At 74.7% G+C, this 12,964-nt stretch carries 11 protein-coding genes; 6 read left to right on the top strand and 5 right to left on the bottom strand.

The genetic code is table 11. From position 1 onward, the window contains the following. Positions 1-266: 266 nt before the first annotated feature. Positions 267-1,952, bottom strand: coding sequence for an HtaA domain-containing protein (locus H7H31_RS26120; protein WP_187061286.1), 1,686 nt, complete (start codon positions 1,950-1,952; stop codon positions 267-269). Positions 1,953-2,189: 237 nt separating this feature from the next. Beyond that, positions 2,190-3,710, bottom strand: coding sequence for an HtaA domain-containing protein (locus H7H31_RS26115; RefSeq protein ID WP_187061285.1), 1,521 nt, complete (start codon positions 3,708-3,710; stop codon positions 2,190-2,192). Positions 3,711-3,829: 119 nt separating this feature from the next. Here H7H31_RS26115 and H7H31_RS26110 point away from each other — a divergent pair, with 119 nt between their 5' ends. The 4 genes from H7H31_RS26110 (at position 3,830) to H7H31_RS26095 (ending at position 8,065) form a co-directional block, all read left to right on the top strand. Then, entirely contained in the window at positions 3,830-4,879 is a 1,050-nt protein-coding gene (locus H7H31_RS26110) for a heme/hemin ABC transporter substrate-binding protein (protein WP_187061284.1), read from the top strand. A gap of 194 nt (positions 4,880-5,073) precedes the next feature. Continuing rightward, complete coding sequence (locus tag H7H31_RS26105) at positions 5,074-6,114, top strand: FecCD family ABC transporter permease (protein ID WP_232110366.1); 1,041 nt, start codon at positions 5,074-5,076, stop codon at positions 6,112-6,114. Further along, positions 6,111-6,986: a heme ABC transporter ATP-binding protein gene (locus H7H31_RS26100; protein WP_187061282.1), complete on the top strand. Its 876-nt coding sequence runs from the start codon at positions 6,111-6,113 to the stop codon at positions 6,984-6,986. Before H7H31_RS26105 ends, H7H31_RS26100 begins: the two co-directional genes overlap by 4 nt. A gap of 104 nt (positions 6,987-7,090) precedes the next feature. After that, positions 7,091-8,065 (top strand): hypothetical protein, encoded by a 975-nt coding sequence (locus H7H31_RS26095; RefSeq protein WP_232110089.1) that lies wholly within the window; start codon positions 7,091-7,093, stop codon positions 8,063-8,065. A 66-nt stretch (positions 8,066-8,131) separates the two neighbouring features. Here H7H31_RS26095 and H7H31_RS26090 read toward each other — a convergent pair whose 3' ends face one another. Continuing rightward, on the bottom strand, positions 8,132-8,845 hold the full coding sequence (locus tag H7H31_RS26090) for a bifunctional DNA primase/polymerase (protein WP_176161330.1): 714 nt from the start codon (positions 8,843-8,845) through the stop codon (positions 8,132-8,134). Between the two features lie 460 nt (positions 8,846-9,305). Then, the gene (locus H7H31_RS26085) at positions 9,306-9,953 is read right to left on the bottom strand and encodes a TetR/AcrR family transcriptional regulator (RefSeq protein ID WP_187118290.1); all 648 of its coding nucleotides are present in this window, start codon (positions 9,951-9,953) and stop codon (positions 9,306-9,308) included. Between the two features lie 148 nt (positions 9,954-10,101). On the opposite strand from H7H31_RS26085, the gene H7H31_RS26080 reads away from it, so the two are divergent. Then, the gene (locus H7H31_RS26080; RefSeq protein ID WP_187059981.1) at positions 10,102-10,281 is read left to right on the top strand and encodes a DUF6243 family protein; all 180 of its coding nucleotides are present in this window, start codon (positions 10,102-10,104) and stop codon (positions 10,279-10,281) included. A 499-nt stretch (positions 10,282-10,780) separates the two neighbouring features. Further along, the gene (gene ddaH / locus H7H31_RS26075; RefSeq protein WP_372454569.1) at positions 10,781-11,605 is read left to right on the top strand and encodes a dimethylargininase; all 825 of its coding nucleotides are present in this window, start codon (positions 10,781-10,783) and stop codon (positions 11,603-11,605) included. Positions 11,606-11,828: 223 nt separating this feature from the next. Here the strand turns inward: ddaH and H7H31_RS26070 are convergent, their stop codons facing one another. Beyond that, on the bottom strand, positions 11,829-12,959 hold the full coding sequence (locus tag H7H31_RS26070; protein ID WP_187118101.1) for a small ribosomal subunit Rsm22 family protein: 1,131 nt from the start codon (positions 12,957-12,959) through the stop codon (positions 11,829-11,831). Positions 12,960-12,964 lie beyond the last annotated feature (5 nt).

Genomic DNA, 12,964 nt, shown 5'->3' with positions numbered 1-12,964 from the left:
GAAAAGCGACATGAAAAGCCGAGAACACGGGATACACCCGCTTCGCGGGCGGCCCCACCGGCAATTCTGTCTACTTAGGTTTGCCTAAGTCAATGACTTCCCGACGACTTGTCGGTAAAACCCTACCGCCGCGACCGCCCTCGGGCGAGTGGCTTCGCGGCGGTGGTCGGGGCGGGGGCAGCCGCGCGCCCGCGCCCACCGGCCGGGGCCGGGGACGCGGGCGCGGAGTGGGGGGTGGGTTCGCGCGCGCCGGGCGCTGTGCGGGGTCAGCCCTGGGCGGGGGTGGCCGCCGCCCGGCGGCGGACGGCGAAGGCCGCCGCGCCACCGCCGGCGACGAGCACGCCAGCGGCGCCGAGCAGCACGCCGGTGGGCACGTCGGCGCCGGTGGCGGCCAGCGAGCCGGAGCCGCCCGTGCTGCCGCCACCGCCGTCGCCACCGGTCACGCCGCCGGTGCCGAACGCGTCGGTGCCGGAGCCCGTGCCGCCGGTGCCGCCCGCGCCGCCGGTGCCGGAGCCCGAGGTGCCGCCGGAGCCGGCGGTGCCGCCCGGCAGGCTGGCGTCCTTGTCCAGCGAGACGGCGAGGCTGATCGGGTCGAGCGCCTCACCGGCCTGGTAGTAGCCCGCGAACGCCTTGGCCCCGCCCGGGGTGAGGGTGGCCGGGACGTTGTTGAGGGAGATCACCTTGTCGGTGCCGGTCAGCCCGCCGGCGGGCAGCTTGAGGTCGGCCAGCGTCAGGTCGTCGCTCTTGGTGACCTTGCCGGTCTTGATGTCCTTGGAGGAGAGGTCGGCGACGAGGGTGCCCCGGGCGCCGTTCGCCCTGACCTTCAGGTCGCTGATCCTGAGGTCCAGCTTGCCCTGGTGGCCGGTGAAGCGGACCGCGCCGGCGAACTTGGCGTCCAGCGACTTGGCGTCCGCGTCGTACTTCCCGCTGCCCTTGGGGAAGCGGTAGACGTCGCCCTGCTTCTTGGCGCCGGCGGAGAGCTCGACCTTGCCGCTCGCGATCGGGCCCGTGACGTACGTGCGGAACTTCTCCTTGACGCCCCAGTCGAGGTTGCCGGAGTGGATCTCGCCGCTGACCCCGGGCTGCCCGGTGGGGTCGCTGGTCGGCTTGGACGTGGGCTGGTCGGTGGGCTGGTTCGTGGGGGTGTCCGTCGGGTTGTCCGTCGGCCGGTTGGTGGGCTCGTCGGTGGGCTTGTTCGTCGGCTTGTCGGTCGGCTTGTCCGTGGGCTTGTCGGTCGGCTTGTCGGTGGGCTTGTCCGTCGGCTCCGGCTTGACCGGGCCGCCGGGGGTGACCGTGAGCGTGGCCGGGTCGAGGTCGTCGCCGGCCGCGTAGAAGCCGCTGAACGCCTTGGCGCCGTCCTCGGTCAGCTTGGCCGGGATGTTGGCGAAGACCATCGCGCCGCCCGCGCCCTGGCCCGGCCGGACGCTGCTCAGGTCCAGGTCGGCGAGCCGCACGTCGTCGCTGTTGGTGACCTTGCCGGTCTTCATGTCCTTCGAGCTGACGTCGGCCGTGATCGCGCCCTTGGTCCGCTCGGTGCTCAGCTTGAGGTCGCTCAGCCTGAGGTCGAGCTTCTCCTCGTGGCCGGTGAAGCGGACGGCGCCCTTGAAGGCGGTGTTGACGGCGTGCGTGCCGGTGTCGTAGGTGCCCGCGCCGTCGACGAAGGTGAACGGCCCGTTGCCCGCCGCCTGCTTCGCGCCGTCCGACACGGTGATCTTGCCGCCGGCGATGGGCCCGGCGACGTACTTGCGGAAGCTCTCCTTCACACCCCAGTCCAGGGTGCCGTTCTTGAGCTCCAGCTTCGGCGGACCGGCCGGCTTGTCGCCGCCGTCGCCGGCGGCGAACGCCGGCAGGCTCAGCGCGGCGGCGCCGAGCGCCGCGGCGGTGGCTATCGCGGCGGTCCGCGCGACCGTGGTACGGCGCGGTCCGCGAGGTGCGGGGTGGGTGGCGGACATCGTCAGATCTCTCCTCGAATGGGTGGTGGGGCCGGCCGCCGGGGGGACGCGGCCGGGCCCGCTGCGTGGTGCGCGGCGCCCGTCGTGCACGGGCCGGGGTGGCCTGGGCCGTGTGGCGGGCGAGCCGGTGTGGGCCGGTCGCCCGCCGCGCGGCTGCCCCGCTCGGGGGCTCTCGCGTGGGGGGTACGGGGCCCGCGCGGCGGCGCCGCGCGGACCGGGGCTGGTGGGGCGCCGGGGTCAACCGCCGGCGGGTGCGCCGTCGGTGTCGGTGGGCGTGCTGACCGCGGCGGTGCGGCGCCTGCGGACGACGAGCACGGTGGCCGCCGCGACCGCGGCCAGCAGCGCGGCGCCGCCGGTCGCCAGAGCGGGCGTGGAGGGCCCGTCCGAGTCGTCGGCTGCCTGTCCTCCGTCGGAGTCGGCCGGCGCCGCGACCGCCGTCGCGGAGCGCTCCGGCCCCGGCGTGGCCGTCGGTTCGCTGCCCAGGTCGGGCAGGGGCGGCAGGGTGGCGTCCGCGTCGGTGGCCACGGCCAGCGAGAGCGGGTCCATCGCGGTGCCGGCCCGGTACATGCCGCCGAACGCCTCGGCGCCCTGCCGGGTCAGCTTGGTCGGCGCCTCCGCCACCGTGACCAGGCCGTCCTTGGCCGTGGGCGCCTTGAGGGCCGTGGCGTCGAAGGTGACCAGGGGAACGTCGCGGCGGGTGGCGCCGTCGGTGGTGACGTCGGCCGCGAGGGTGCCCAGGCCGTCGGCGACCTGGATCCGTACGCCGCTCAGCGCGAGGTCGAGGCGGGCGCCGGTGAAGTGCGTACGGCCGGTGAACGTGGCGTCCAGGGCCCCGGTGCGGCGGTCGTAGCTGCCCTTGCCGGCCGGGAAGCGGAACAGCGCGCCGCCGTCCTGCGCCCCTTCGGTGAGCCTCCAACGCCCCTTCGCGATGGGGCCGGTGACGTACTCCCGGAAGGTGCGGCGCACGCCCCAGTCCACGACGGCGTCCTGGACCTTCCCGGTGCCCTTGGCCCGGTCGGCGTCCTTGTCCCCCTTCTCGTCCCCGTTCTCGACGCCGTCCTTGTCCCCGTTCTTGGCACCGTCCTCGGGCTTGTCCTGGTCGGACTCGCCGCCCTTGTCGTCCGTCGCGCCGGGCGCGATGTCGGCCGAGAGGTTCAGCGGGTCGAGCGGGGTGCCGGCCGTGTAGTAGCCGGCGAACGCCTGCGCGCCCCGGGCGGTGAGGGTGGCCGGGATGGACTGGAGGACGACGGCGGTGCCGCCGCCGCGCATGTTCACGCGGGACAGGTCGAGCGATGCCAACGGGACCTGGCTGGCGCTGGTCACCTTGCCGGTGCCCTTGGCCCGGCTCACCATGTCCGCGTACAGGGTGCCGGTGCCGTTGCCCGGGGTGCGCACCGTCAGGCGGCTGAGGCTCAGGTCGAGTTCGTACGTGCCGCTCGGCTTGCGGTGCCCGACGAAGTGCACCCCGCCGGAGAACGCGGCGCTGAAGGAGCCGCTGTCCGGGTCGTAGGAGCCCTTGGCGGAGTGGAAGCGGAACTGGCTCTCGCCCACCGTGGCGGCGCCTTGCTGGAGGCTCCAACTGCCCTGGGCGATCGGCCCCGTGACGTAGCGCTGGAAGGAGGACTTGAGGCCCCAGTCCAGGCGCCCGCCGGCGACCGTGCGGTCCGCCGCGTGGGCGGCGGTGACCGGTGACAGAGCGCCGAGGAGCCCGGCGAGAAGCACGAGCACACCGGCGCGGGTGGGTCTGGCTGGCAGCATCAGATGCCCCTCCCGGAACGTAGCGATGCAGGTAAGGCTAACCTAAGCTACAGCTCGGCCTGGTCGGAACCCCGGGGCCGGCGCCCCCGTGGACGGCAGGACGACAGAGAGGCGAAAACGTGCAGCAACGGCAGTCGGCGAGGCCACCCGCCCGCGTTCCACGCATCGTCACCGCCCTCGCCGCCACCCTCGCGCTCGCGCTCGGGCTCGCCGGGTGCGGCGGGTCCGACGGCGGTTCGGGCGGCGGGAAGAACGGGGGCGGGGGCGCCTCCGCGACACAAGCGGAAGCGCTGGAACCGCTCGCGGGGAAGCCGAGCCCGCGCCTCCCGGCCACCGTCAGTTCGGTCGACGGCCACCGCACCACCGTGACCAGCGCCGACCGGATCGTGCCGCTGACCGGCTCGCTCTCGGAGATCGTGTTCACCCTCGGGCTCGGCGACCGGGTCGTCGGGCGGGACGTCACCGCCGACTTCGCGCAGGCCAGGAAGTTGCCGGTGGTCACCCGGGCGCACGACGTGTCGGCCGAGAACGTGCTCTCCCTGAAACCCACCGTCGTCCTGGCCGACACCAGCACCGGACCGGCCGAGGCCATCGACCAGATCCGCGACGCGGGCGTACCGCTGATCATCCTCGCCCCGGCGAAGGAACTCGCCGACGTCGGCACCCGCATCGACGCGGTCGCCACGGCGCTCGGCGTGCCGGACGCGGGCCGGGAGTTGCGCGAGCGCACCGAGCGCCGGATCGACGCCGTCCGCGCCGACATCAAGCGCCCGGCCGACGGCAAGCGCCCACGGGTGGCGTTCCTGTACCTGCGCGGCTCGGCCGCGGTCTACCTGCTCGGCGGGCGCGACTCGGGCGCCGGCTCGCTGCTTGAGGCGGCCGGCGCGCGGGACGCCGGCAAGGAGTCCGGCCTGACGAAGGACTTCACGCCGATCACCAGCGAGGCGCTGGCCAAGGCCGCGCCGGACGCCATCCTCGTGATGTCCAAGGGACTTGACTCGGTCGGCGGCGTGGACGGCCTGCTCAAACTGCCTGGCGTCGCCGAGACACCGGCCGGCATGGACCGCCGTGTCGTCTCCATCGAGGACGGCAAGCTGCTCAACTACGGCCCGCGCACCGACCAGGTGCTGCGCTCGCTCGTGGACCAGTTGTACGAGGACGCGCCGTGACGCTCTCCACCGGGCCGTCCCAGCCCCCGCACGCCCCACGGCCCCCGGGGGCGGCCGAGTCCCCGCAAGACGGGAAGTCCGCCCCGCTCCCCGGGACTTCGGAGGCCGTGGCGGCTTCGGAGGCCGTGGCGGCTTCGGAGCCTCTGAAGGAGTCGCCGGCCGAGTCCGCCGCCGCGCGGCCGCCGAGCCCCACGGTGGCCGGGCGGCGGCGCGCGCGGGCCGCGGCGCTGACCGGGGGGCTGGTCGTCGCGCTGGTCACGCTGTGCCTGGTGGCCGCGGGCACCGGCGCGTACGACATCCCCATCGGCGACGTCGCGCGCTCGGCGCTGCACCGGGTGGGGCTCGGCGGGGCGCCGCTGGACCGGGTCGGCGAGAGCGTGCTGTGGAACGTGCGGCTGCCGCGCGTCGTGCTCGCCCTGCTGGTCGGGGCGTCGCTGGGGTGCGCGGGAGCGCTGATGCAGGGCGGGTTCGGCAATCCGCTGGCCGAGCCCGGGGTGATCGGCATCTCGGCGGGCGCCGCCGTGGGCGCGGTGGGCGCCATCGCGCTCGGCCTCACCTTCCTCGGCGACTGGACCGTGACCGCCTGCGCGTTCGGCTCCGGACTGCTGACCGTGCTTGTCGTGTACGCGCTCTCGCGGTCGGACGGCAAGACCGAGGTGGTGACGCTGATCCTGACCGGCATCGCGGTCAACGCCTTCGCCGGCGCGCTGATCGGCCTGTTCATCTTCTTCGCCGACAACGCCCAGATCACCCAGATCACCTTCTGGCAGCTCGGCAGCCTCTCCCAGGCCACCTGGCCCAAGGTGCTCGCGGTGCTGCCGTGCGCCGTGGCCGGCCTGGTCCTCGCGCCGGTGTACGCGCGCCAACTGGACCTGCTCGCCCTCGGCGAGCGCCCGGCCCGGCACCTGGGCGTGGACGTGGAACGGCTGCGGGTCGCCGTCGTGGTGCTGGTCGCGCTGCTGACGGCCGCCGCCGTCGCGGTCGCGGGCATCATCACCTTCGTCGGCCTTCTCGTACCGCATCTGCTGCGGATGGCCGCGGGCCCGGGCCACCGGTTCCTGGTGCCGGGCAGCGCGCTGGGCGGGGCCGTCGTGCTGGTCGCGGCCGACCTCGCGGCGCGCACCGTCGCACAACCCGCCGAACTGCCGCTCGGCGTGCTCACCGCGCTGTTCGGCAGCCCGTTCTTCTTCTGGCTGCTGCGCAGGACCCGTCGCAAGCAAGGAGGTTGGGCATGAGCGTGCGCTCCCTGACGGGCCGGCTGACCGGCCGCGCCCGGCGGCTGCCGGGCCGCCCCGCGCCGGGCGAGGCGGCGGCCGAGGTGGCCGACCTGCGGGTCGTCCTCGGCGGCCGGACGGTGCTGGACGACGTGTCGTTGCGGGTCACCGCGGGCGAGGTGCTGGCGCTGGTCGGGCCGAACGGGGCGGGCAAGTCCACGCTGCTGTCCGCGCTCGCCGCCGACCTGACCCCGGCCACGGGCACCGTACGCGTCGACGGACGCCCCGTGGCCGACTGGAGCCCGGGCGAGTTGGCGCTGCGCCGGTCCGTGCTGCCCCAGTCCGCCGCGCTGTCCTTCCCGTTCACGGTGGAGGAGGTGGTACGGATGGGCCGCGCCCCGTGGGTGGGCACGCCGGCGGAGGACGAGGACGATCCGGCGGTGGCGGCGGCCATGGTCACCACGGAGGTGGCCGCGTTCGCCGACCGCCCCTTCGGCGCGCTCTCCGGCGGCGAACGCGCCCGTACCGCGCTGGCCAGGGTGTTGGCCCAGCGCACGGCCCTGCTGCTGCTCGACGAGCCGACGGCCGCGCTGGACCTGCGGCACCAGGAGTTGGTGCTGCGGGTGTGCCGGGAGCGGGCCGCGGCGGGGGACGCCGTCGTCGTGGTCCTGCACGACCTGGGGTTGGCCGCGGCGTACGCGGACCGCACCGCCGTGCTGCACGGCGGGCGGATCGCGGCCGACGGGCCGCCGGACGAGGTGTTCGGCGAGGAACTGCTGTCGGCCGTCTACCGGCAGCCGGTCGAGGTGCTGCCGCACCCGCGCACCGGGGTGCCGCTGGTGGTGCCCCGCCGCGACGGCCGGGGCACCGAGGCGCCCGCCCGGCTCGGCTGACGGGCCGGTCCCCGGAGCCTGGCCCGGGCCCGCCCCGTATAGGGTTGCGCCGTTCGTGGCGTCCTCGGTGCAGAGCGAGGCGCACCCGAAGGAGCAGGAGCACCATGAAGGAAAGGTTGCCCCGCCTGCGGTTGACGGCGCTGACCACCGCGGCGCTGCTGACGCTGACCGGCTGCATGACGGTGCACGGTGAGCGGGAGGTGATCCCGGCGGTGAGCCAGGAAGAGGCCCCGGATGTCCTCCGCCACTTCACCGACACGTACAACAAGGCGTGGCGCGCGGCCGATCCGAAGCTGATCGCCCAGGCCGAGACGGGGCCGCTGCTCGCGATCGGCAAGGCGGACCTGACGGCCGAGCGGGCGGAGCACCCGGGCGGCAATCCGCAGGTGGGCGCGCTGGAACTCAAGGACGCCCGCTTCACCATCCCCAAGCAGGCGGGTTGGCCCAAGTTCTTCGTCGCCGACGCGGACAGCAACCGCGGCACCGACCGCTGGATGCTGATGTTCACCCGGGGCGGGCCCGACGAGCCGTGGCGGGCCGCCTACCTGTCGCTGCTCAGCAAGGACGAGGTGCCCGACTTCGCCCTGGACGCCGACGGCTTCGCCAAGCCGGTGCCCACCGGCGCCGACTCGGGGCTCGCGGTACGCCCGGACCGGCTCAGCTCCTCGTACGTGAACTACCTGATGACGGGCGAGGGCACGGAGTTCGCGGACGGGCCGGCCACCTCCGGGCTGCGGGCGGAGCGCCAGAAGCACGTGCGCACGCCGAAGTACTGGACCGAGTACATCGACACCCCCGCGCACGGCGGTGACTTCGCCCCGGTCGGGCTGCGCACCAAGGACGGCGGGGGCGTGGTCTTCTTCGCCTCCTACCACCGCCAGAAGCAGACCGCCGCCAAGGGCTTCCGGCCCACACCGCCCAAGCGCGTGGAGGCGGTCATGACCGGCGAGGTGCGCAAGGCGATCACGTTGACCCGGGTCTTCGAGTCCTCCGTGCGCGTCCCGGCCAAGGGCGCCGCGGAGCGCGAGGTGGTCTTCCTCAACCGTCTTGAGGGCGTCACGGCCGCCAAGGGCGAGTAGCGCGGCGGGGGCGACGCGCGCCCGGGCCGGTGGGACCGGTGGCCCGGGCCGGCGGTCGGCGCGGGCTCAGTGGCCGATCGGCCAGGCCGCCGTCTCGTGGTCCGCGTCGTCGCTCGCGTACAGGGCGCACGCGTCGGTGAGCGTCTCCAGCAGGCTGAGCGGGTCGGGCAGCGGACGCTCGGGGCCGAGGAGCCAGGCCACGTGCCCGTCGCCCGGCAGCCGGGCCGGCGGCACCAGCACGTAGCTGCCGCGGCAGTGCCAGCGCAGCCCGGGGTGCTCGTCCATGGTCTCGGGGTGGCAGTCCAGCTCGCAGGGCCACCACTCGTCCTCGTCGTCCGGGGTGCCACGGGTGGCGGTGAAGAACAGCATCCGGTCGGGGCCGCACGTGGCGACCGGGCCGACCTCGACGCCCGCGGCGCCGAGCCGCTCCAGGGCGTGCCGACCGGCGTCGACCGGCACGTCGAGCACGTCGTGGGCGATGCCGGTCGCGGTGATGAAGTTGGCCTCCGGCTGGGTCCGCAGCCAGTGCGTGACGCGCTCCACGTCGGTGGTCGCCTGGGTCTGCCAGGCGAACGAGAGGGGATGTCGGGCCGGGGTGGGACAGCCGACGCGCTCACAGGAACACCGGTAGCCGGCGGGGTGCGCGGCGGGGGCGAGCGGGAGGCCGGCGCTCGCCGCGGCCAGCAGCAGATCCTCACGCGTGCCCCCGGCACTCGCGGCCGGGTCCGAACCGCCCCGGGGTCGGCGCAGCCACTGGGAGAACCTGCTTTTGCGTTCCATCTATCCCCTCGCTTCGCCGCTGTCCTGAGATCAATGCTGCCACCATCCTGCGCCCCAGGTGACCGCAGTGCGGAGCCGGGGCGGCAGAGACTATCCCGGTGCCCGGTGCGGAGAGCGGGCAAATCCCGATTTTTGGCCCTAGCGTTTTGCTTATGATCACTCGGGGCGTTGTGCTGGCCGTCCGTACGCCATCCCTGAGCGTTCCGCCACCCTGGGACGGGCCGGCTCCGCACGCACCGGCGGCGCCCGCCGCTCACGGGAGGCGGCGGGCGCACGCGACGGACCGGGCCGTCTCGGACCATCCCTGACCGGGCCGCTTCACACCAGTTCGGATCGGACCGGTTCAGTCCGCGGACCGGACCGGTTCAGTCCCGACCGGTTCGGGCCGGGACGCGGATCGGAGTTCAGACGAGGAAGGCGGCCGGCGGGCCGGGCGGGGAGTCCGGGCCAGGAGTCCGGGCTAGGAGTCCGTCGGGCCCGAGGTGGCGACGGGGGCGGGCGCGGGGGCGGGCGGCGTGGCGATGCCGCCCAGCACCTGGTCCACGATGGCGTCCGCGTACGCGTGGCTCATCGGCAGGGTCCGCAGCGACCAGCGGTGGAAGATCGGGCCGACGAGCATCTCGACGGCCACCCGCAGATCGGCGTCGGGAGCGATCTGGCCGGCCTCCTGCGCGGCGCGCAGCCGACCGGTCCAGGCGGCGAGTTGCGGTTCGAGTACCCGGGCGTTGACCTCCGCGCCGAGTTCGGGGTCGCTCTGGCTCTCGGCGATCAGCGCGCGAGTGGGCAGCGCGTACTTGGGGTCGTCCATGGTGTCCACGGTGGCGCGCAGCACGTCCTTCGCGTCGGCGACGATGTCGCCCGTGTCGGGCAGCGTGATCTCCGCCCCGGCCCCGCCGCTCTGTTCGAGGAAGGAGTCGAAGAGCACGGCGGCCTTCGAGGGCCACCAGCGGTAGATCGTCTGCTTGCCGACCCCGGCGCGGGCCGCGATGGCCTCGATGGTGAGCTTGCCGAAGCCGACCTCGCCGACGAGTTCGAGGGCGGCGTCCAGGATCGCGCGGCGCGAGCGCTCGCTGCGGCGACTTGAGTCGGGGGCCGTCTTACGGGCCATGTTCTGGGTCATGGGGGCAATCTACCAACCACGAGGCGAGACGTATCGTCTTGACAAGACGATACGTCTCGCGCAGACTCGACGACATGCGAGACGCCTCGTCTCGTTCATCTCGTACCTCACCACCTCGCACCCCAAGGGAGACCCCATGAGCAAGGGACGTTCCGGAAGCATGCTCGGCGTCGGCGGCACCCGCGCCAACCTCTCCCGCTCCGCCCTGCGCGGCGGGCGCGGGCGACGCGGCGCGCAGGGCGACCTCGACCCGATGGCGCAGAAGCGGGAGTTGCTGCGCAAGCTCCAGGAGAAGAACCGGACCACGGACGCGTGACCCGCGGGCCGCCGGCGGGGCCACACGCCGCCGCCGGCCGCGCGGCACCGGGCGGCCGACACGGCGCCCACTCCCCCGGCGCCGGCACCAGCACCGGCACCAGCACCAACCGCGACACCCCACACGCACCGCACCGGACGCGGGCCCGTAGCCACCATCGGCTGCGGGCCCGTGGCGCGTCACGGGCCGCTCGCGCCCGGCCGAGCCGGGCGCCGCCGCCGCGCCCGCCGCGCCCGCCGCGCCCGCCGCGCCCGGCTCAGCCGGGTACGGTGAGTGCGCTCTGCGTACGCCGGCGCACTCGGTCGTCGGTGACCGCCTGACGACCGCCCGCGCGCGAAGGTTGCGTTCGGTGTGATACCGGTGCATAGCGGCTGCTCAAGGGGTCAGCCCGGGCTAGCAGCAAATGGCCCGTTCGGTCCATGTACCGCGGTCCATAAGGATGGACGATTCTGGTGCGCACGCGATCCGTGCGTAGCCACCCCACCGGGAGGAGCCCTCATTGCGTACGTCTGAGCGCCGCGCGACTCCGCGCCGCTACCTGATGTGCCCACCCACGCACTTCAAGGTCTCGTACTCCATCAACCCCTGGATGGACCCGGACAAGCCCGTGGACCTCGCGCTCGCCCGCACGCAGTGGGAGGTGCTGCGCGACCGGTACCGCGCGCTCGGGCACACCGTCGAGGAGCTGAGTCCCGATCCCGCGCTGCCCGACATGGTGTTCGCGGCCAACGGCGCGCTCGTGGTCGAGGGGCGGGTGCTCGGCGCCCGCTTCGCGCACCCGGAGCGCACGGCGGAGGCCGCGGCGCACGCGGCCTGGTTCCGCGCGCACGGCTACACCGACGTCTACGAGCCGGAGCACATCAACGAGGGCGAGGGCGACTTCGCCGTCACCGCGACCCTGCTGCTCGCCGGGCGCGGCTTCCGCAGCAGCCCGCTCTCCCACCCCGAGGCCCAGGAGTTCTTCGGCCGTCCGGTCATCGGCCTCGACCTCGTGGACCCCCGCTACTACCACCTGGACACGGCGCTGGCCGTGCTCGACGACTCCACCGACGCCGACATCATGTACTACCCGGGCGCCTTCTCCGCCGGCAGTCAGGCCGTGCTCGCCCGGCTGTTCCCGGACGCGCTGCTCGCCAGCGAGGCGGACGCGGCGGCGTTCGGCCTCAACGCCGTCAGCGACGGGCGCCACGTGCTGCTCCCGCAGGAGGCGGTGGGCCTGTTCGAGCCACTGCGCGAGCGCGGCTACGAGCCCATCGGACTCGACACCGGCGAACTCCTCAAGGGCGGCGGCAGCGTCAAGTGCTGCACCCAGGAGCTGCGGTAGCGGCCCACCGGTCCGCGCCGCCCGGCCACCGGTCCGGCGCACCCCCAGCGGGCCCTCTCCCGCTGATCCCCACCCTCACCACCATCCGCCGGCCCCACTGACCCCGCTGACCCCGCTGGCCTGGCGCGCGGGCGCGCCCTCGCGTACCCGCGTCAGGCCCGCCCGGCGACCGACCCGCCGCGACACCGCACCGCGCGCGGCGGGTCGGGTCAGCACACGTGGGTCAGGCTTCCCCCGACCGCGACTCCGGCTCGGCCCCTGACTCCGGCTCCGGCTCGCGCGCCGGCGGCCAGCCGTCGCCCCACGCCACGTCGCGGGCGGCCCGGTAGAGCGACCCACGACGCTTGGTGACCACCTCCCGGCGCAGCTCGCCGTCCACCGCGCACAGGTCCAACAACACCTGCCCCTTGCGGATCTGCGGGTGCCGCACCACCCGGTGCTCCGACGCCCGCCCGGCCACGTCCGGCCGCGCCGCCACCACGTAGCTGAACTTCTCGTCCTCGTACGCCAGCGAGCCGCCCTTGACCTGGCGGTGCAGCGACGAGCGGCTGACCCGGGCCGCGAAGTGGCACCAGTCGCTGCCCGGGGCGATCGGGCAGGCGTCGCTATGCGGGCACGGCGCGAGCACCCGCAGCCCCGCCGCGACGAGTCGCTCCCGGGCCCGCAGCACCCGCAGGTAGCCCTCCGGCGTGCCCGGCTCGACCACCGCGACGGCGCGCCCGCTCTCCGCCACCGCGCCGATCACGGTCTCCCGGTCGGCCTCGGTCAGCTCGCCGAGCACGTACGAGACCGTGATCAGGTCGGCCGGCTCGGGCAGCGTGAAGCCGGCGCCGATGGGGCGGCGTTCCCACCGCACGGCGCGCAGCGCGGCGGACCCGGAGTCCGAGGCCAGTTCGCGGCCGAGGGCGAGCGCGGGCTCGGCCCAGTCGTAGACGGTGCCGGCGCGCCGCTCGTCGGCCCAGGTCGCGGCCGTGGCCCAGGTCGCGGCGCCGGTACCGCCGCCGATGTCCAGGTGGCTGGCGGGCACCCAGTGCGGGGCGGCGGCGCGCAGTGCCCCGAGGGCGTGCCGGACCGCCTCGAAGGTGGCGGGCATCCGGTACGCGGCGTACGCGGCCACGTCGGAGCGGTCGCGCAGGACCGGCGCGCCGGTCGGGGTGCGCCCCCGGTAGGTGGCGATGAGCCGCTCGACGGCCTGGGCGGCCTGCTTGGGCGGCAGCCCGTCGAGGAGGGTGGCGAGCGCGGTGCGCAGGCTCTCGCCGGTGACGGGGCCGTCGGAGGCGTCACCAGCGCTGTCGACGGGGCTGTCGGCGGGGCCAGCGAGGGGGGCGCGGGCGGCGGGGCGGGGGGCGTGCATCCGGT

It is taken from the genome of Streptomyces buecherae, from assembly GCF_014295035.1.
Classification (GTDB): domain Bacteria; phylum Actinomycetota; class Actinomycetes; order Streptomycetales; family Streptomycetaceae; genus Streptomyces; species Streptomyces youssoufiensis.
Note: the sequence above shows the minus strand (reverse complement) of the source record. Positions and strands in the feature narration are given on the sequence as shown.

Bases quoted from the DNA above. Each gene is read 5' to 3' on its own strand.
- H7H31_RS26070 (WP_187118101.1), bottom strand. From the start codon at position 12,959: ATGCACGCCCCCCGCCCCGCCGCCCGCGCCCCCCTCGCTGGCCCCGCC.
- H7H31_RS26120 (WP_187061286.1), bottom strand. From the start codon at position 1,952: ATGTCCGCCACCCACCCCGCACCTCGCGGACCGCGCCGTACCACGGTC.
- H7H31_RS26115 (WP_187061285.1), bottom strand. From the start codon at position 3,710: ATGCTGCCAGCCAGACCCACCCGCGCCGGTGTGCTCGTGCTTCTCGCC.
- H7H31_RS26090 (WP_176161330.1), bottom strand. From the start codon at position 8,845: ATGGAACGCAAAAGCAGGTTCTCCCAGTGGCTGCGCCGACCCCGGGGC.
- H7H31_RS26095 (WP_232110089.1), top strand. From the start codon at position 7,091: ATGAAGGAAAGGTTGCCCCGCCTGCGGTTGACGGCGCTGACCACCGCG.
- H7H31_RS26080 (WP_187059981.1), top strand. From the start codon at position 10,102: ATGAGCAAGGGACGTTCCGGAAGCATGCTCGGCGTCGGCGGCACCCGC.
- H7H31_RS26100 (WP_187061282.1), top strand. From the start codon at position 6,111: ATGAGCGTGCGCTCCCTGACGGGCCGGCTGACCGGCCGCGCCCGGCGG.
- H7H31_RS26085 (WP_187118290.1), bottom strand. From the start codon at position 9,953: ATGGCCCGTAAGACGGCCCCCGACTCAAGTCGCCGCAGCGAGCGCTCG.